Genomic DNA, 18,520 nt, shown 5'->3' with positions numbered 1-18,520 from the left:
GTCCGCATGAACCGCCGACTGGACAATGACCGCACCATCCGCGCCCCCCGAGGCAGCGAGATCAGCGCCAAGAGCTGGCTGACGGAAGCGCCGCTGCGCATGCTCATGAACAATCTCGATCCCGACGTCGCGGAACGCCCGAGCGAGCTCGTCGTCTACGGCGGCATCGGGCGCGCCGCGCGCGACTGGGAGAGCTTCGACCGGATCACCGCGGCGTTGCGCAAGCTCGAGAACGACCAGACGCTGCTGGTGCAATCAGGCAAGCCGGTCGGCATCTTCCGCACCCATGCCGATGCGCCGCGCGTGCTGATCGCCAACTCCAACATCGTGCCGCATTGGGCGACGCTCGATCATTTCAACGAGCTCGATCGCCAGGGCCTGATGATGTACGGGCAGATGACGGCGGGTTCCTGGATCTATATCGGCAGCCAGGGCATCGTGCAGGGCACTTACGAGACCTTCGTCGAGGTCGGCCGTCGGCACTATGGCGGCAGCCTCGCCGGCAGATGGATTCTCACCGCCGGCCTCGGCGGTATGGGCGGCGCGCAGCCGCTGGCGGCGACGATGGCCGGCGCCTCGATGCTCGCGGTCGAATGCCAGCCGAGCCGCATCGAGATGCGGTTGCGCACCGGCTATCTCGACCGCCAGTCCGCAACGCTCGATGAAGCGCTCGCGATCCTGGCCGAGGCCGCGAAGACGAAGAAGCCGGTCTCGGTCGGCCTGCTCGGCAATGCCGCCGAGATTTTCCCGGAGCTGGTGCGCCGTGGCGTCAGGCCCGACATCGTCACCGACCAGACCAGCGCGCACGATCCGATCAACGGCTATTTGCCGAAGGGCTGGACGCTCGCCGATTGGGAAGCAAAGCGCGCCTCCGATCCGAAAGCGGTGGAGCGTGCGTCGAAGAGCTCGATGGTCGAACACGTCCAGGCCATGCTCGATTTCCACGCGCAGGGAATCCCGACGCTCGACTACGGCAACAACATCCGCCAGATGGCGCAGGACATGGGCCTGACAAACGCCTTCGCGTTCCCCGGCTTCGTGCCCGCCTATATCCGTCCGCTGTTCTGCCGCGGCATCGGTCCGTTCCGCTGGGCTGCGCTCTCGGGCGATCCCGAGGACATCTTCAAGACAGACGCCAGGGTCAAGGAGCTGATGCCCGACGACAAGCATCTGCACAACTGGCTCGACATGGCGAGAGAGCGGATCAAGTTCCAGGGCCTGCCGGCGCGGATCTGCTGGGTTGGTCTCGGCGATCGCCATCGCCTCGGCCTCGCCTTCAACGAGATGGTCGCGCGCGGCGAGTTGAAGGCGCCTGTCGTGATCGGCCGCGATCATCTCGACTCTGGCTCGGTGGCAAGCCCGAACCGGGAAACCGAGGCGATGAAGGACGGCTCGGACGCCGTGTCCGACTGGCCGCTGCTCAACGCGCTCCTGAATTGCGCCAGCGGCGCGACCTGGGTCTCGCTGCATCATGGCGGCGGCGTCGGCATCGGCTATTCCCAGCACGCCGGCATGGTGATCGTCGCGGACGGCACGCCGGATGCGGCCAGGCGCATCGAGCGCGTGCTCTGGAACGATCCGGCCTCCGGCGTCATGCGCCACGCCGATGCAGGCTACGACATCGCGATCGACTGCGCCCGCGACAAGGGCCTCGATCTGCCGAGCCTTTCGAAGTAGCGCCGCCTCACGCGACGACCTTGGCGTCGGCGCCGTCGAACCGCTCGCGTTCCTTCGCGAGATACTGCTCGATCGCCGCGCCGGGCATCGGCTTTGAGAAATAATAGCCCTGCACGAAATCGCAGCCGAGACGGCGCAGGCTGTCGAGCTGGGCGCGGGTCTCGACGCCCTCGACGACGCAGGCGATCTCCATGTCGTCACACAGGCCGGTGAGCGATTTGACGATCTTGTGGCTGACGGGATTGTCGTTGATGTCGGCGACGAAGCTGCGATCGATCTTGAGCTTGTCCAGCGGCAGGCGGTGCACATGGCTCAGCGACGAATAGCCGGTGCCGAAATCGTCCAGCGAGATGCCGCAACCCATCGCCTTGAGCGCGGCGATCGACTGCTGGGCGCGCACGAAATCGAAGGTGACGGCGGTCTCGGTGATCTCGAAATCGAGCCGGCGCGGAGCCACGCCGCTCTTCTCGATGATGCCGATCAGCGCGAGGATTCCGTCGGGCGAGCAGATGTCGTGGGCCGAGAGGTTGAACGAGAGGCGGGTGTGCTCAGGCCAGGCCTTGGCGGCCGCGAGCGCGCGCACCAGCAGCGACTGGGTCAGGGGGCGGATCAGCCCGATGCGCTCGGCGGCCGGGATGAAATCGGCTGGCGAAACCCAGCCGAGGCGGGGGCTCTGCCAGCGAGCCAGCGCTTCGAAGCCTGCAGTATGCTCGCTCATGGCGTCGACGATCGGCTGGAACGCCAGCTCCATCTCGGTGTCGAAGTCCAGGGTGCGCAGCAGGTTTTCGATCACGCCGCGGCTGCGGATCTCCGCCTCCAGCTCGCTCGAGAAGGTGACGGTGCGGCCGCCCAGACGGCGCTTGGCATGATTCAGCGAATAATCGGCGCATTCATACAGAGCCTCCGCCGTCGAGGCCGAGCGCGGGTACAGCGCAAAGCCGATCGAGCAGGACAGGCCGGTATGCGCCGTGTCGAGCTGGTAGGGCAGCTTGACCTGCTCGCCGATGCGCTCGCCGAGCCGCGCCAGATCGGCGTCCTCGGGATCGCCGCATACGACGACACCGAACTCGTCGCCGCCGAGCCGCGCAAACTCGACCCTTTGCGGCCCAAAGCCCTCGCAGACCTCGCGGATGCGGCGGCCGGCCTCGATCAACACGCGGTCGCCGACGGAATGGCCGTAATTGTCGTTGATCGGCTTGAAGTCGTCGAGGTCGATGATGCCGACGGCGATGCCGACGTGCCTGCGCTCGGCATCAGCAAACGCGCTCGACAACTCGGCGAAGAAGCGGCGGCGGTTCGGCAGCTCGGTGAGGGAATCCAGGTTGGCGAGGCGGAAGTTCTCGTCCGACAGGGCCTGCGTCGCCGCCTGGTGCGTCAGCAGCGATTTGCGACTGGCGACGAGATCGGCGAAGTCGCGATAATAGATGAACAGCACCGTCACCATCGCGCCGGAGACCAGCAGGTTGTTGACTGCGATCGCCTTCAACGTCGGTTCGCCCGTGGCCCAGAAGAACAGCACATAGGGAACGTCGACGACCAGAGTCACGATCAGGGCTGCCGAACGCAGATGCATCAGCGAGAAGATGCAGCCGATCACGGTCACCGCCATGTAGAAGGCGATCTGGCTCTTGCCGAAGGGATCTCCGTACGGGTAGAGCGCGAATGACCAGGCGGTGAATCCGGCGCCGATCGGCAGCGTCATCCAGTTCGTGGCGCGCAGATTGCGCAGGATGTCGGCATCGCTGCGCACCAGGTGGCGCTGGCGCAGCCACCAGAATGTCCGAAGCGCCGCGAGCAGCGTCAGCGCGCTCGGCACGATCATCGTCAGCCAGTCCGGTGCGACGTTGACGTAGCTGTAGGCGACCGCGATCGTGTTGCTGATCAGGATCAGGTACAGCAGCGGGATCTGCTTGGAGAAGGCATCGAATTGCGCACGCATCAGGTCCGGGTCATCAGACACGCGGAACAGCTGCTTCGCGGCGGTGAACTGGGCTTTCAAATCGACGGCAGGCATTGCAATACGCGCCCCAAATCCCTTCAAAAACGAAGGCAATCTTGCACGGCTGGGGTAAAGACCGCGTTAGATTGGTTCCACCCGGGGAACACCAGCGCTGGTTGCAAATTGCCGCGGGTTCCTCAATCGGCGCGCATCGGTGAGGGCCTGTTAAGGATGGAAGACGGGAGCGGCGGGGATTGTCACGAATGATCCCGCATTCCAGTTACGTTTTGCTCACCATAAGCGTCCGGACGGTCGTAGCGGCGATCGCCTCGGACGATCGCCGCCCCTCGCATCTTGCCGACCTGCGCACTGCTACTTCGCAATCTCCAGCGCCGCCGTCTGCTTGGCGAGCTGCTTGTCGAAATCCTTCGACAGGCCGCTGGCATAGGTCGCAAGCTCACCCGGCTTGACGAACGGATTCGGCGTCTCGCTCTTGATCTGCTGCGCGCGCTTGTCCTGCATGCCATAGACCTCCGGGTGCGGCCCGAGCAGCACGTCGATCTTCATGGCCTTGGCCTTCGCGAAGGTTGCGCGATAGTCGTCGACGATGCCGGGATAGGTCGGCTGTCCCACCAGCCGGTTCAGCGCGACGGTGCCGCTGCAGAAGAACAGCACCTCGCGGTCCTGGCCGCCGTCTTTCACCGTCATCTCCCAGCTCGTGCAGCCGGGCGAGTGGCCTGGTGTCGCGTGTGCCGTCAGCGTGGTCTCGCCGAGCGTGACCTTGTCGCCTTCCTTCACCGTGCGATCGACCTTGACGGGCGGAAAGCTGAGATCGGCGTTCCTCTCGTCGCCCGGATAGTAGCCGCCTTCGAGCAGCGGCTTGTCGCGCTCGCCAGCCACCAGCTGTGCGCCGCTCTCCTGCTTGATCTCGGCGAAGCCGCCGGTGTGGTCGAGATGGGCGTGGCTGTTCAGGATGTATTTGATGTCGGCAACCTTGAAGCCCAGCTTGGCGATGTTGTCCTTGATCATGCCTGTTGACTGCGGCATCGCGGTGTCCATCAGGATCAGGCCCTGCGAGGTCTTGATGATGTAGACGGCGATGCCGTCGGTGCCGACGTAATAGATGTTGTCGATCAGCTGGAACGGGTCGAACGGTGCGGTCCATTTCTTCATGACGACCGCCATGAAGTCCTTGATCGATTGCGCCTGCGCAGCTGGTGCGAGGAGCGCCAGCGCACACAGCGCCGCCGCGAGCTTTTTCATGGATTGCCTCCCGATGTCATGTCGTTGCGACCGCGGCCGAGCTCCGCCGATCGACCGGCAGCACGCTAGTTGTTGCGTGACGCGGCAGCAACCGCCTCGCGTTCGAAAAATTCCGCGTCATGCGCGGAATAACGGTCGCTGCCCGATGTGAGCATGACAGCTGTCGGCGCCCGGCCCGAGCTTCGACCATCGCGCCGTTGAAAGAATCAGGCGAGAGCGGCCTGGCGTTCCCGCACCGGCTCACGGGTGCGATCCGTGCCGCGCGGCTCGGCGAGCCGGGTAAAGCTGCGCTGGCCGGCATGTACGGGGGCCTCGACGATGACGCCCTCGCAGACGATCTGTCCGCCCAACATCCTGAATTCGAGCTTGTCGTAGCGCGGCATGCTCTCGCCGGGCTCGGGCGGCAGCAGCCCGATGCGTCCCTGGATGTTCAGCGTCGCTTCGCCGGTGCCGTGAAGCCGCGGATTCCACATCCTGATCCCGGTCTCGGTCCAGCGCTGGCGGATCAGCGCGGCGCGATCGGCGGGCTCCACGATCTTTGCGCGACCCTTTGGCGCGCTGGAAATCTTCGGAGTGGGCAACGCAGGAGCCGGCTCCGGCTCGCCATGCATGACGACATCTGGCGCGCCGGCGGCCGCGTTCTCGGCTGCGATGAGCGGGAGATCGTTTGAGACGACCGGCTCGATCTCCGCCGCGACGCCGGGAGCGGGCTCGCTGTCGATGCTGGCTTCGATCACGACGGGTGCGGCCATCTCGGAACCGTCAATGTCGTCCGCGACGAGGGAGGTCTCCTCGAAGGCGTCCGGCTCGATCTCCACGGCAACGGCCGATAGCGGCTCATCGTCCGTGACGAGATCGGACGCCTCGATTGGAGTCTCCTCCATCTCGACAGGCGTATTCAAAACCTGCTCTGCGAGGACTGGCTCAACCTCGGCCGGCAGTTCCGCAGGTGGATCACTGCTGACGGGCTCATCGGCGTCGACGACTTCGATTGCGGCAGACAAGACCGGTGCCTCGTCCACGACCGCCTCGACTGCAGGCACCTCGGCGGAGGAATCTTCGGCAACGCTGACACCAGCAGGCGCTTCTGACAGGCCATCCGCGATCACCGCGATCACGGCGACGGCAGAGTGCTCCCCGACCTCAGGCGTCCCGGCTTCAAGGTCGGCCACGCAAGGCGGCTCGGCGCTGATTGTGTCACGTGCTGGAGTGGCTTCCGCGGCGACGGCCGGCTGTTCATCTGCGGCGCTGCGCGCCGCGTCGATGCTGCTGCCGTGCGGCAGGGGCCGAAGCCGGTTGAACGCCCATTTCACCGCGGGAATGCGGCTCAGCAACGATATCAGTCTCGAAAGCACCAGGAGTTGTCCAAGAGGTAGGCTGCCGTAGGCAATCGCTGATTCGCCAGCAATGTGAAAAACTGCCCCGCCCGTCACATCTCTGTCAATCTGGGCGAGACCAATTGCAGAACATCTGCACAGCCTCACGCGTCCCGAGCATTCATTCCCAATGCAACGATGCGAGCGGATCTTCGTCGTGTGTAGGCAAGCGCGTCGGCGCGGGGGGCATCGCAGCATGCTCGGTCTTGCGAACATGCGGATGCGGCAGCGCATGCCTCTGGACGAGGACCAACGTGAGCGCTTCGCCTGCGGCGGGCCCACTGCCCCACGCGCAGGCGGTGCTTGAGCATTGTCCGGGCCAGGCCTGCGCCGGCCCGGCGATGGCAGGCGACAGCATGAGCCGCAGGGCGGTGATGATGATCATAGTCTTCGTCATGGGATGCTCCAAAACGTTCCATCCCCAAGGGATCGGCCCGGCGCTCACGATATTCCGTCGCCTCCCGGGATCAGGCGGCAACTCACGCGGGGTTCAACAGACGTGAGGCAGGCGTGAGAGGCCTCTTCAGGCGAAGGATGCCCCGGAAGCCGCCCTGATACGCGAGAGCGATGGCACCCACAGGGCGAGCACGTCCAACGTCGGGCTTCCCCGCGTCATTCGCCCCGCCTAGTTTGCACCACCCAGGGGATGAGGACCTCGCAATGAAGAAGCTTGCCGCCATCGCAGCGATTCTGTTCTGGTCGACTTGCGTGATGGCTCAGGACCGCAGCATCACCGTGGCATCGACGACGTCGACCGAACAGTCCGGCCTGTTCGGCTATCTGCTGCCGCTGTTCACCCAGGCCGAGGGCATCGCGGTGAAGATCGTAGCGGTCGGCACCGGCCAGGCATTGGACATCGGACGGCGCGGCGATGCCGACGTGGTGTTCGTCCACGACAGGGTCGCCGAAGACAAGTTCATGTCCGAAGGGCAGGGCGTGAAGCGGTTCGACGTCATGTACAATGATTTCATCATCGTCGGCCCGAAGAGCGATCCCGCGAAAATCGCCGGCGACAAGGACGTCGCCGATGCCCTGCGCAAGATCGCAGCGGCAAAGGCGCCGTTCATCTCGCGCGGCGACAAGTCCGGCACGCATGCGGCCGAGCTGAGATTGTGGAAAGAGGCGGGCGTCGATCCCGCTGACGGCAGGGCCGGCTGGTATCGCGAGATCGGGCAGGGCATGGGCCCGGCGCTGAACATGGCCTCGGCGTCATCAGCCTATCTGCTGTCGGACCGCGGCACCTGGCTGTCGTTCAAGAACCGAGGCGAGCTTGCCATCCTGACCGAGGGCGACAAGCGGCTGTTCAACCAGTACGGCGTCATGCTGGTCAATCCGGACAAGCATCCCAATGTGAAGGCGAAGGATGGGCAGGCTTTCATCGACTGGCTGATCTCACCGAATGGGCAGGATGCGATCGCCGGCTACAAGGTCGGCGGTGAGCAGCTATTTTTCCCCAACGCGTCCCACTAGCAGGAAGGCGACGGTCGAGACGGCGACGCTGAGCGCGAGCAGGATCAGCCCGAGCCCCAGCGCCAGCGGCAGATCGCCCTTGCTGGTCTCGAGCGCAATGGCCGTCGTCATCGTGCGGGTGAAGCCGCTGATGTTGCCGCCGACGATGATGATGGCGCCGACCTCGGCGATGGCTCGCCCGAAGGCTGCGAGAAAGGCCGTCAGCAACGAGGTGCGGCCGAGCGCAAACAGCAGGCCGATGCTGCGCAGCGTCGACAGCCCGTCGATCCGCGCGAGGTCGCCGTATTCGGCCCACAGCAGGCTCGCCGGCCTATGTACCAGCGCGACCACGATCGGGGTCGCGAGCAGCGTCTGTGCGATCACCATGGCGGTCGGCGTGAACAACAGGCCAGCCGCGCCGAGCGGGCCGGAGCGCGACAGCAGAAGATAGAGCGCAAGTCCGACCACGACCGGCGGCAGCCCGAGCAGCGCGTTGGTCAACACGATGATGACCTGCCGCCCGCGAAAGCGCGTGATCGCAAGCAGGGCGCCGAACGGCGCGCCGATCAGCAGCGCGACGATGCCGGCCGTCAGGCTCACCCGCACCGACAAGCCCACGATGCCGAGCAGTTCGGGGTCGGCTTCGCCAATCAACGTGAACGCGGCGACGAGGGATCGTGCGAAGTCGCTCATCCGGCCTGATGCCTCAGAGCCGGGGCAAACCTGCCGGAATTATCGATGCCGAAGCCGCGAACTTGCTTCACACTGGTTTCCTGCCATCCGTCGGGGAATTCAAAGAATACAGCGGACGGGCAGTTTGGAAACTCCATTCATTTGTAAGCAGCAGCATGCTTTACATTCGCTGCGCCCCACAGCCAGCCTGCAAGCGGAATGGCGGCGACCGCCCCGATGAGCTGCGCGGCGATGAAGGCAGGCGCGCCCTGCGGGGCGATGCCTGCAAACGTGTCGGTCAGCGATCGGGCGAGGGTGACGGCGGGATTGGCAAACGACGTCGAGGCCGTGAACCAATAGGCCGATGTGATGTACAGGCCGACTGCGTAAGGAACGGCAGTCGAGGCTCGGGAGGCGACGCCCAAAATCGTCAGCAACAGGCCGAAGGTTGCCACCGCCTCGGCGAGCCATTGTCCGGCGCCGCCACGTTCCGTCAGCGAAATCTGGAGGACAGGAAGCCCGAACATCAGATGCGCGATCCATACGCCGATGATGGCGCCTGATATCTGCGCAGCGGTGTAGACCGCCGCATCACTCCAGGCCGTCTCTCCGCGCAATGCATAGGCCAGCGTCACCGCCGGATTGAAGTGCGCCCCCGAGACGGGAGCAAACATCAAAATCAGCACGACGAGGATCGAACCGGTGGCGATCGCGTTGCACAACAGCGCCAGCGCGACGTTCCCGCCCGCGAGCTTTTGGGCCATGATCCCGGAGCCGACCACTGCGGCGAGCAGGAAGGCCGTTCCCAGCCATTCGGCAATGGCTCGCGGCGCGATGTTCGGGATCACAAGGCCCGGCATCATCGGGCGCCACGGTCCAATCTGATACGCTCGCCGTCCTCCTTGACGAACTCGCCCTGCTGCGCAGGCAGGAGATCAAGCACCAGCTCGGAGGGACGGCAAAGTCTTGCGCCTTTCGGTGTGACCACGATCGGACGGTTGATCAGGATCGGATGCGCCATCATGGCGTCGAGAAGCTGGTGGTCGGTCAGATCAGGGTTGCCGAGCCCGAGCTCGGCATAGGGCGTGCCTTTCTCGCGCAGCAGCTCGCGCACCGAGAGTCCCATGCGTACGGCAAGTTGCTGCAACAGGGCGCGCGACGGCGGTGTCTTGAGATATTCGATCACGTGCGGCTCGATGCCGGCGTTGCGGATCATGGCGAGCGTGTTGCGCGAGGTGCCGCAGGCCGGATTGTGGTAGATGATCGCGTCCATCGCTGGCACCTTCAGCAGCAGGCCTGGGACGGCTTCGCCTGCGACGCGCAACAGGCGGATTGTTTTTCATTGGCAACACGAGCACGGTTCTCGCCGGTGCCGTTGCCGTAATCGGTGCTCTCGCCGGTGGTGTGGAACGTCTCCCAGGCGATGCCGGCGGGATCATTGATCCAGGATTTCTCCGATTTGGCGTAGCAGCAGGTCGTTTGCCCCTGCTCGATGATGTCGCCGCCGGCCTGACGGATCCGCCCATAGACCTCTTGCAGCTCATCGCCGGTCTCGACCTGGATGCCGAGATGGTCGAGGCCGGGCGTGCGCCCGCGCGTCGAGATCGCGAAATTCACGCAGGGGTCTTCGAGCATCCATTTGGCGTAGTCGGATTTCACTATCGATGGCTCGCTTGCGAACAGCGCTGAGTAGAACCCGATGGAGCGGGAGAGATCGTCGACGGACACGTGAACGTGCAGGCGCTTCATGCTCTGTCCTTTCAGGTCAAGACTTTGCTGCGTTTTCGCGCAGGTTTTGAAGGCGGGGTGGGCGAGCAGGACACCCCGCCGCAGCAGTTTTCGGTGAGGAAGCCGATCAGCGCATTCATGGTCTCGAACCGCGCCGCATAGATCATCGAGCGTCCTTCGCGCCGGACCGTGGCAAGGCCGGCCATGCGCAGCCGGTCGAAGTGAAACGTCAGCGTGTTGGGGGCGAGATCCAGCGCTTCCGCGATCGCGCCCGCGGCCATCCCGTCGGGGCCGGCCTGCACCAGCAGGCGGAACACGTCGAGACGATTGTCCTGCGCCAGCGCGGCGAGCGCGGTGACGGCATCTGTCTTTTCCATATTTCAACGATTATTGAAATGATGGCGGTGCGTCAACAGAAATTTGGCCGGCCCGCCCGGCGACACACCCGGACGAGCTGTCAAGCCCGGCCTGCAAAACATTCTCCTTTACCGAAATTCGGAAATGGCGTATGTATCTCGTCACCTCACCCGGCACGAGGGACGGATCGCGAGTCGTCCGGTACGTGGGTGAGCCGCGGTGGACGCTGGCTTGCGTCGGCACGCAAAGGTTCGGGAGCAGGGCGAGGGAAGGATTGAGCCGAACCTCGTGAGCACCCGGCCGCGTGCGACGAACGCGCAAGCGGCGTACGGCAAAACCGTGTGGTCCTGGCTGTCGTCGCCACAGTCACGCCTTGCGGAGGCGGCTCGAGGCCAACCGGCCCTTACCGCCAACTTTTCGCAAGGCAACGGAGGCCAAAGGAATTCGGCTCCGGGGAGGGCACGGCATAAGCCGTCAAACCACTCGCGCAGGGAAGGTCGGGATGTCCTGGCTGCCCTGTACGTCGCTGTGCAGCTTCCTATTGCGCTACACACGCACAGCGAACCGCGGGTGCCAGCCGGCGCCCGGCCTTCCCTGCGCCCTCGGCATTCCCCAGGGCGGAACGAGCCGCAAAACTCGGGCCGATCAGGCCGCGAGAGCGTGAAATCATGCCCTCTGCCAGCGGAAAGGCGACTTTATTCTCGCCACGGATGCGCTAAGGAAGGACCTGGATGCGGTGCAGCACTCTTGGCGCCCGCGGCTCGAAATTCAGGTCAAACCGGGACGCTGCCACAAGGCCGGCCCGCTCAACGAGAAGGACGTCATTCCATGATCAATACCGTTGGCATCATCGGAGCAGGGACCATGGGCAATGGCATCGCCCAGATATGCGCTGCCGCCGGGCTGTCGGTCGTGATGGTCGACATCTCCGATGCGGCTGTGAACCGCGGCATTTCGACCGTCGGCGGCAGCCTCGAGCGCCTGGTCAAGAAGGAGAAGATGTCGCCGGCCGATCGCGACGCGACGCTCAAGCGCATCACCGGCACGACGGATCGCACCAAGCTGTCCGATTGCGATCTCGTCATCGAGGCCGCGACGGAGAATGAGGAACTCAAGGTCAAGATCCTCAGGGATCTCTGCGCCACGCTGTCGCCGCGCACACTGGTTGCGACCAACACATCGTCGATCTCGATCACCAAGCTTGCGGCTGCGACCGATCGTCCCGACCGCTTCATCGGCATGCACTTCTTCAATCCGGTTCCGGTGATGCAATTGCTGGAACTCATCCGCGGCCTTCAGACCTCGGACGATACCCACGCCAAGGCGCTCGATTTCGCCCAGCGCGTCGGCAAGGTGGCAATCACGGCCAAGAACAGCCCGGGCTTTGCCGTCAACCGCATCCTGTGCCCGATGATCAACGAGGCGATCTTCGCGCTCCAGGAGGGCATCGCGACGGCGCAAGAAATCGACGCCGGCATGAAGCTCGGCTGCAACCATCCGATCGGGCCGCTGGCGCTCGCCGATCTCGTAGGACTCGACACCATGCTCTCGGTGATGGAGGTCTTTTATAAAGGCTTCAACGACCCTAAATATCGTCCAGCCCCCTTGCTCAAGGAAATGGTCGATGCCGGCCATCTCGGCCGCAAGACCGGGCAGGGCTTTTACAGCTACGGCGCCTGATCCTGGCGCGGGCGGCGGACTTCAATGCCCGCCGCTCAATCCCGCCATTTGCGCTACGACAAAGCTGTCGCGGCGCTTTGGCCCGACAATGTCGAACGGGCGGCTCGCGGGAACAACGAACGGAAAACCAAGGATATGTCAGATCGACTGAAGGCCGAGCGCGAAGCGGCGGCGACGCGGCGGAACCTGCTGACCCAGGATGCGATCGAGCGCACCGGGATTACCGAGGAGATGATCGGGGAACTCGTCACCCGCTTCTACGGGCGTGTCCGCGAGGATGCCCTGCTCGGGCCTGTTTTCGCGATCGTGCAGAATTGGGACGAACATCTCGCCAAGCTCAAAGACTTCTGGTCGTCGGTCGTGCTGATGAGCGGCCGTTATCATGGCTCGCCGATGCGAGCGCATATGCCGCTCAGCCTGGTCGGAGATCATTTCGACCGCTGGCTCGATTTGTTCGAACAGACCGCGCGCGAGGTCTGCCCGCCGCCGGCAGCCGCGCTCTTTATCGACAAGGCGCGTCGTATCGCCGACAGCTTTGAAATGGCTTCCGCCGGCATTGCCGGCCGCATCGCCGCGCCACGCCACCTGCTCAGGCCCTGACGGCGCACATCAACCAACGCTGCATCCTCATCCTCGCCAACGACCGCAACTTCCGTGCCTTCAACGCCAGGGGTCGGCGAGCTGTTGTGGGAGCAGAAGACCAACTCCGGCATCATGGGCATGCCGATGTCCTATGAGATCGACGCCACCCGATACATCGCGATCCGGTCCGCGCGGGGCGTGGACGCGCAGCGCACCCAGGACGCGCTCGCGACCAACAATGTCGGCATCGAGTCCAGCGTGTCGCAAGGCGGCGTGATCTGGGTGTTCGCGCCGAAGAAATAGGCTCCGCAGGCGGATCGAGAGACGCGGAGCGACAGGGGGCAAATGCGGCGGACGGCAACGTCCGCCGCATCTTGCGTGTGCGACCGGGGCTTACTTCCCCTCGCGTTCGACCTTGTCCTTCGCCTTCTGATTCATCTCCCGGATGTTCGGATCGGTGCTGCTCTGCCCCGTGGTCTGGGTGGTCGAGGCGGGCGGGGCGCTGGCGTTGGGAAGCGAACTCTGGTCCGGTGCGGTGGGGCGCGTCGCTGTCGTTGGCACCGTGGTGTTGCTGCTCTGGGCGAACGCGGCTGCGGTGATCAAGAGAAAGGCGCTCGACAGCAGCGAGACTGCGAGCGCCCTTGGGATATTGGTCATCGATCTGCTCCTGTCAGATCGATGCAAACGGCGCGGGGCCGCCGGATGTTCCGCCTCTATGCCTCCAATTGCTTGCCGATCGGCAGCGCCCGGATGCGCTTGCCGGTCGCCGAGAAAATGGCGTTCATCAGCGCCGGTGCGAACGGCGGCACTCCGGGTTCGCCGACGCCGCTCGGCGGCGTGTCTGGTGCGGGTGGTACGATGTGGACATTCGTCACCAGCGGAGCCTCGTCGATTCTGACCACCTGGAAGTCGTCAAAGTTCTTCTGCTCCACCTTGCCGTCCTTGAAGCTGACCTCGCCATATTTGGCGAGGCTCAGGCCCATGATCGCCGCGCCCTCGATCTGCGAGGCGATGCGCTCCGGGTTGACATAGGTGCCGCAGTCGATTGCGGTGTCGACCCGTGGCACCGTAAGCTTGCCTTTTTCGTCGACGGCGACCTCGACGATGGTCGCGATATAGCTGACGAAGCTGCGGTGCACGGCGATGCCGAGGCCGTGGCCCTTCGGCACCGTCCGCCCCCATTCGCCCTTCTCGGCCACCAGCTCGACCACCTTGCGCAGGCGCGCGGTGTCGATCGGGTAGCTGTCATAGGGCTCGCCGTAGTTCCAGAGGTCCTTGACGTTGGGCTTGACGATGCGGGGCGTGCCGATCAGCGCCAGCAGCGTGTCCTTCTGGTCGCGGCCGGTCGCGCTCGCGATCTCGCCGACCATTGACTGCACCGCGAAGGCGCGCGGGATGTTCGAGACCGAGCGGAACCAGCCGATGCGGGTGAACGCGGCGGCTTCCGGGTTCTCGCAGGAGACGTTGGCGATCTCGAACGGCATGTCGACGAGGCCCATGCCGAGCTCGAACGGGGCCGCATGATTGGCGCCGGCCGCAAAGGTCGAGCCGATCGTCGGCGCCACGCTACGGTGACGCCAGGCGATCACCTTGCCGTCCTTGTCGAGCCCCGCCTCGATCCGTTCCACCGAAACCGTGTGCAGGAAGTCGTGATGGAGATCGTCCTCGCGCGTCCACTGCACCTTCACGGGCACGCCGAGCTCCTTCGACAGCAGCGCGGCCTCGAGCGCGAAGTCGCATTTCGACTTGCGGCCGAAACCGCCGCCGAGCAGCGTGACATTGACGGTGACATTGCCCTCGGGGATGCCGAGCGTCCTGGCGACGTCCTCGCGAGTGCCGCCGGGGCTTTGCACCGGCGCCCAGATCTCGGCCTTGTCGCCCTTGACGTCGGCGACCGCGACCGGCGGCTCCATGCTGACATGGGCGAGGTGAGGCAGATAATATTCGCCGATCACGACCTTGTCGGCGGCCTTCAGCGCTGAGTCGGCGTCGCCCTCCTGGCGCACGACAAGGCCGGGCTTGCGCGCGGCCTCCTCGAGCTCCTTGCGATAGGCGACCGAGTCGTATTTGCCGTTGGCGCCGTCGTCCCAGACGAGCTTCAGTGCGTCGCGGCCCTTGATTGCAGCGCCGGTGTTGCGTGCGATCACCGCGACACCGCCGAGCGGCTGGAATTTGGACGGCCACGGCCAGCCTTGAACCTTCATCACCTTCTCGACGCCGGGCACCTTCAGTGCCGCGTCGGGATCAAACGAACTGAGCTTGCCGCCGGTCACTGGCGGACGCGCGATCACGGCGTATTTCATCCCGGGCAGGCGCACGTCGGCTCCGTAGCGCGCTTTGCCGGTGGTGATGTCGTGCAGATCGACGATGCTGACCTGGCCCTTGCCGAGATAGCGGAAATCCTTGGGATCCTTCAGCTTGAGGCCTTCGATCGCAGGCACCGATTCCTTGGCAGCGTCGGCCGCGAGTTCGCCGAAGCCGAGCTTGCGTCCGCTCGCGCTATGGACGATCTCGTGATTGGCGGCCTTCACTTCAGTCGCCGGCACGTTCCAGCGCTTTGCCGCGGCCTGCTCCAGCATGGTGCGGGCCGAGGCGCCGATCTGGCGCATTGGGATCAGATAGTGCCGCGTGCTGCGCGAGCCGTCAGTGTCCTGGTTGCCGTACTTGACCTCGTCGCCGTGGGCCTGCTCGACCTTCACCTTGGACCAGTCGGCCTCCATCTCCTCGGCGACGATGAGCGGCAGGCTGGTGCGTACGCCGGTCCCCATCTCGGAGCGATGAGCGAGGATGGTGACGGTGCCGTCAGGTGCGACCGCGACAAAGACGCGCGGATCGACCACGACGCCATGCGGCATCTTGCCGGCGCCGGTCTCGTAGGCAAAGGCCTGGCGCGACATGAGGGGGGCGGAGAGCACGAAACCGCCGGTAACGCCGAGCCCCTTCAGGATGCTTCGGCGTGAGATTTTCTCGACCTTCAGATTCTTTTCAAAGCCTCGAAGCTTCCCCGGATTGTCGATGAAATTCATGTCACACCTCCATCGACGCGAGATGGATGGCGTTCTCGATGCGCTGGTAGCAGCCGCAGCGGCAGATATTGCCTGACATCGCCTCGCGAATCTGGTCGTGCGACGGCTTGGGATTCTCCGTCAGCAGTGCAGCCGCCTGCATGATCTGGCCGGCCTGGCAGAAGCCGCATTGGGGGACATTGACCTGGCGCCAGGCCTTCTGCACGGGATGATCGCCATCCGGATGCAGCCCCTCGATCGTGGTGACCTCGCGTCCGGCGACGTCGCTGATCGAGGTGATGCAGGAGCGCACCGCCTCTTTGTCGACGATGACGGTGCAGGCGCCGCACAGGGCCTGGCCGCAGCCGAATTTCGTGCCGGTCAGGCCGGCTTCGTCGCGCAGGAACCAGAGTAGCGGGAGATCCGGGTCACCGTCCCAGCTCTGTTCCTGCCCGTTGATCTTCACCTTGATCATGATCGTCCTCGCTCTTCATAAGCTTGCTGATTTCAACATCGCCGATCTCGGTCGGCGCAATGTCGGTAGGGTCGTGTGACCGCGCTCCAGCCCGTCGTCCCACGCAAGCAGGTCTCGGCAGGGGGCTGGAAAGCGAATCGCAATGTCCGGATGTGCTCGATACCTCTCGTCTTGTTCTTGATTGATTGAACTCGCGGCATCGTGACGACGAGACCGTAGCAGAGATCGAGCCGCATCGGCATTCACAGCCGAGTGTTCTCAACGTGAACAGATTGCATCCGGGTTTGTCAAAAGCAGGGCGCGCCAACTCGTGGCGTCAAGAGCGAAGATGCAACGAAAAAAGCTTCGTCCGCCAGAGGGACTGTGCGGACGAAGCAGTTGTCCTCAGTCGAGGGAGGGAGAATCGCAGGGGCACGCTGACTTCAAGGAGGAAGAAGGCGGCACTGCGCAGTCATTCAGAGACCAGGACTGAGGGAGCGGAAAGCGATCGCATACGCAACGTGCACAGGCGTCGATATGCCGAGATCGTTCGAGCTCGAGGCATCTTGGGACGGCCTTGTTCAGAAGGTCCAGCTCAGGCAGCCTTGGCACTCGCGACGTGGGTCGCGATCGCATCCATCAGCGCCGGCGACAGGCAGTCATAAGGCTCGAGACCGATCTCCTTCAGCCGCGACCGGATGCCGGCCATCTGCTCCGGCTTCACGCCCGACTCGATCACCGAGGAGACGAAGGCGGCGAATTGCGGCGCTTGCGAGCCCTGCTCCTGGAACAGCTCCGGATGGACGAAATCGAGGCCATGGAACGGATGATTCTGGTTTTCGATGCGGCCGAACATGTGGGTGCCGCAGGCCTTGCAGGCGTGCCGCTGGATCACCGCGGACGCGTCTACGATCTGGAGCTTGTCGCCGTTCTCGAGCACGGTGACGTTCTGGCGCGGCACGACCGCGACGACCGAGAAGGTCGCGCCCTGCGGCTTCCAGCACTTGGTGCAGCCGCAGGCGTGGTTGTGCGCCACGTCGCCCTTGATGCCGACCTTGACCTGATGGTCACTGCATTTGCAGGCGAGCGTGCCGCCGGCAAAGTGGCCGGTGCCTTGTTTGAGGCCATTGTCGATCGAGGGATGCAGTGAAGCCATAGGTAGATCCTCCTTGGTGTTACGCTTGCGAGCTAGAACACGACGACTGAACGAATCGATTTTCCCTCGTGCATCAGGTCGAAGCCCTTGTTGATGTCTTCGAGCTTGAGCGTATGGGTGATCATCGGATCGATCTGGATTTTTCCGTTCATGTACCAATCGACGATCTTTGGTACGTCGGTGCGGCCGCGCGCGCCGCCGAAGGCGGTGCCGCGCCAATTGCGGCCGGTGACGAGCTGGAACGGACGGGTGGCGATCTCCTTGCCGGCTTCGGCAACGCCGATGATGATCGAGGTGCCCCAGCCGCGATGGCAGGCTTCCAGCGCCTGGCGCATCACATTGGTATTGCCGGTGCAGTCGAACGTGTAATCGGCGCCGCCGTCGGTCAGGGTCACCAGATGCGGGACGATATCGCCGGTGATCTTGTTCGGGTTGACGAAGTCGGTCATGCCGAACCGGCGGCCCCATTCTTCCTTGGAGTCGTTGATGTCGACGCCGATGATCTTGTCGGCGCCGGCCATCTTGGCGCCCTGGATCACGTTCAGGCCAATACCGCCGAGGCCGAACACGACGACGTTGGAGCCCGGCGTCACTTTCGCAGTGTTGACGACGGCGCCGACGCCGGTGGTGACGCCGCAGCCGATGTAGCAGCTCTTGTCGAAGGGGGCGTCCTCGCGGATTTTCGCCACCGCGATCTCCGGCAGCACGGTGAAGTTCGAGAAGGTCGAGCAGCCCATGTAGTGATAGATAGGCTTGCCCTTGTAGGAGAAGCGGCTGGTGCCGTCAGGCATCACCCCCTTGCCCTGCGTCGCGCGGATCGCGGTGCAGAGATTGGTCTTCTGGCTCAGGCAGCTTTTGCACTGACGGCATTCCGGCGTGTAGAGCGGAATGACATGATCACCCGGCTTCACAGAGGTCACGCCTGCACCGATCTCACGGATGATGCCGGCGCCCTCATGGCCGAGGATCGACGGGAAGATGCCTTCGCTGTCGAGACCATCGAGTGTGTAGGCATCGGTATGGCAGATGCCCGTCGCCTTGATCTCGACCAGAACTTCGCCGGCCTTCGGCCCCTCCAGATCGACCTCGACGATCTCGAGCGGCTTCTTGGCTTCGAAAGCGACGGCGGCACGTGTCTTCATCGGTAACTCCTCAGATTCTCTCTGGATGCCAAGTCTCAAG

At 64.3% G+C, this 18,520-nt stretch carries 18 protein-coding genes and 1 pseudogene; 5 read left to right on the top strand and 14 right to left on the bottom strand.

Annotation, left to right across the window (positions count from 1 at the left end):
* Positions 1-6 precede the first annotated feature (6 nt).
* On the top strand, positions 7-1,677 hold the full coding sequence (hutU, locus tag ACVIIW_RS34825) for a urocanate hydratase (protein ID WP_456704839.1): 1,671 nt from the start codon (positions 7-9) through the stop codon (positions 1,675-1,677).
* Between the two features lie 7 nt (positions 1,678-1,684).
* On the opposite strand, the gene ACVIIW_RS34820 is transcribed toward hutU, so the two are convergent.
* From ACVIIW_RS34820 to ACVIIW_RS34805, 4 genes are all read right to left on the bottom strand, one after another.
* Positions 1,685-3,691 (bottom strand): putative bifunctional diguanylate cyclase/phosphodiesterase, encoded by a 2,007-nt coding sequence (locus ACVIIW_RS34820; protein ID WP_456704838.1) that lies wholly within the window; start codon positions 3,689-3,691, stop codon positions 1,685-1,687.
* Positions 3,692-3,988: 297 nt separating this feature from the next.
* Positions 3,989-4,879 carry a BJP family subclass B3 metallo-beta-lactamase gene (blaBJP, locus tag ACVIIW_RS34815; RefSeq protein ID WP_456704837.1) on the bottom strand — a complete coding sequence of 297 codons (891 nt, stop codon included), beginning with the start codon at positions 4,877-4,879 and terminating at the stop codon, positions 3,989-3,991.
* Positions 4,880-5,085: 206 nt separating this feature from the next.
* Positions 5,086-6,234, bottom strand: a complete 1,149-nt coding sequence (locus ACVIIW_RS34810; protein WP_456704836.1) for a hypothetical protein — start codon at positions 6,232-6,234, stop codon at positions 5,086-5,088.
* 142 nt (positions 6,235-6,376) lie between these two features.
* Entirely contained in the window at positions 6,377-6,640 is a 264-nt protein-coding gene (locus ACVIIW_RS34805; RefSeq protein WP_456704835.1) for a hypothetical protein, read from the bottom strand.
* A 275-nt stretch (positions 6,641-6,915) separates the two neighbouring features.
* Between ACVIIW_RS34805 and ACVIIW_RS34800 the strand changes: the two genes are divergently transcribed.
* Positions 6,916-7,725 carry a substrate-binding domain-containing protein gene (locus ACVIIW_RS34800; RefSeq protein ID WP_456704834.1) on the top strand — a complete coding sequence of 270 codons (810 nt, stop codon included), beginning with the start codon at positions 6,916-6,918 and terminating at the stop codon, positions 7,723-7,725.
* Here the strand turns inward: ACVIIW_RS34800 and ACVIIW_RS34795 are convergent.
* From ACVIIW_RS34795 to ACVIIW_RS34775, 5 genes are all read right to left on the bottom strand, one after another.
* Positions 7,699-8,397 carry an ABC transporter permease gene (locus ACVIIW_RS34795; RefSeq protein WP_456704833.1) on the bottom strand — a complete coding sequence of 233 codons (699 nt, stop codon included), beginning with the start codon at positions 8,395-8,397 and terminating at the stop codon, positions 7,699-7,701. The two genes, ACVIIW_RS34800 and ACVIIW_RS34795, sit on opposite strands and share 27 nt — an antisense overlap.
* 137 nt (positions 8,398-8,534) lie before the next feature.
* Positions 8,535-9,239 carry an aquaporin gene (locus tag ACVIIW_RS34790; protein WP_456704832.1) on the bottom strand — a complete coding sequence of 235 codons (705 nt, stop codon included), beginning with the start codon at positions 9,237-9,239 and terminating at the stop codon, positions 8,535-8,537.
* Positions 9,236-9,649, bottom strand: a complete 414-nt coding sequence (arsC, locus tag ACVIIW_RS34785; protein ID WP_456704831.1) for an arsenate reductase (glutaredoxin) — start codon at positions 9,647-9,649, stop codon at positions 9,236-9,238. Before arsC ends, ACVIIW_RS34790 begins: the two co-directional genes overlap by 4 nt.
* A gap of 11 nt (positions 9,650-9,660) precedes the next feature.
* The gene (locus tag ACVIIW_RS34780) at positions 9,661-10,125 is read right to left on the bottom strand and encodes an ArsI/CadI family heavy metal resistance metalloenzyme (RefSeq protein ID WP_456704830.1); all 465 of its coding nucleotides are present in this window, start codon (positions 10,123-10,125) and stop codon (positions 9,661-9,663) included.
* An 11-nt stretch (positions 10,126-10,136) separates the two neighbouring features.
* Positions 10,137-10,481: an ArsR/SmtB family transcription factor gene (locus ACVIIW_RS34775; protein WP_456704829.1), complete on the bottom strand. Its 345-nt coding sequence runs from the start codon at positions 10,479-10,481 to the stop codon at positions 10,137-10,139.
* An 808-nt stretch (positions 10,482-11,289) separates the two neighbouring features.
* On the opposite strand from ACVIIW_RS34775, the gene ACVIIW_RS34770 reads away from it, so the two are divergent.
* From ACVIIW_RS34770 to ACVIIW_RS34760, 3 genes and pseudogenes are all read left to right on the top strand, one after another.
* Positions 11,290-12,141, top strand: a complete 852-nt coding sequence (locus ACVIIW_RS34770) for a 3-hydroxybutyryl-CoA dehydrogenase (protein ID WP_456704828.1) — start codon at positions 11,290-11,292, stop codon at positions 12,139-12,141.
* Between the two features lie 135 nt (positions 12,142-12,276).
* Complete coding sequence (locus ACVIIW_RS34765; protein WP_456704827.1) at positions 12,277-12,741, top strand: group III truncated hemoglobin; 465 nt, start codon at positions 12,277-12,279, stop codon at positions 12,739-12,741.
* Positions 12,742-12,779: 38 nt separating this feature from the next.
* Positions 12,780-13,026 (top strand): annotated as a pseudogene (locus ACVIIW_RS34760) (PQQ-dependent dehydrogenase, methanol/ethanol family); the annotation flags it as partial.
* Between the two features lie 90 nt (positions 13,027-13,116).
* Here ACVIIW_RS34760 and ACVIIW_RS34755 read toward each other — a convergent pair.
* The 5 genes from ACVIIW_RS34755 to ACVIIW_RS34735 all read right to left on the bottom strand — a co-directional run bounded on the left by ACVIIW_RS34755 (position 13,117) and on the right by ACVIIW_RS34735 (position 18,480).
* Positions 13,117-13,380: a hypothetical protein gene (locus tag ACVIIW_RS34755; RefSeq protein WP_456704826.1), complete on the bottom strand. Its 264-nt coding sequence runs from the start codon at positions 13,378-13,380 to the stop codon at positions 13,117-13,119.
* Between the two features lie 56 nt (positions 13,381-13,436).
* Complete coding sequence (locus tag ACVIIW_RS34750) at positions 13,437-15,749, bottom strand: molybdopterin cofactor-binding domain-containing protein (RefSeq protein ID WP_456704825.1); 2,313 nt, start codon at positions 15,747-15,749, stop codon at positions 13,437-13,439.
* A 1-nt stretch (position 15,750) separates the two neighbouring features.
* The gene (locus ACVIIW_RS34745) at positions 15,751-16,203 is read right to left on the bottom strand and encodes a (2Fe-2S)-binding protein (protein WP_456704824.1); all 453 of its coding nucleotides are present in this window, start codon (positions 16,201-16,203) and stop codon (positions 15,751-15,753) included.
* Between the two features lie 574 nt (positions 16,204-16,777).
* Positions 16,778-17,338 (bottom strand): S-(hydroxymethyl)glutathione synthase, encoded by a 561-nt coding sequence (gene gfa, locus ACVIIW_RS34740; protein WP_456704823.1) that lies wholly within the window; start codon positions 17,336-17,338, stop codon positions 16,778-16,780.
* Positions 17,339-17,370: 32 nt separating this feature from the next.
* Complete coding sequence (locus ACVIIW_RS34735; RefSeq protein WP_456704822.1) at positions 17,371-18,480, bottom strand: S-(hydroxymethyl)glutathione dehydrogenase/class III alcohol dehydrogenase; 1,110 nt, start codon at positions 18,478-18,480, stop codon at positions 17,371-17,373.
* Between the last annotated feature and the right edge of the window lie 40 nt (positions 18,481-18,520).

It is taken from the genome of Bradyrhizobium sp. USDA 4449 (assembly GCF_054056275.1).
This window is presented reverse-complemented; position numbering and strand designations above follow the sequence as displayed.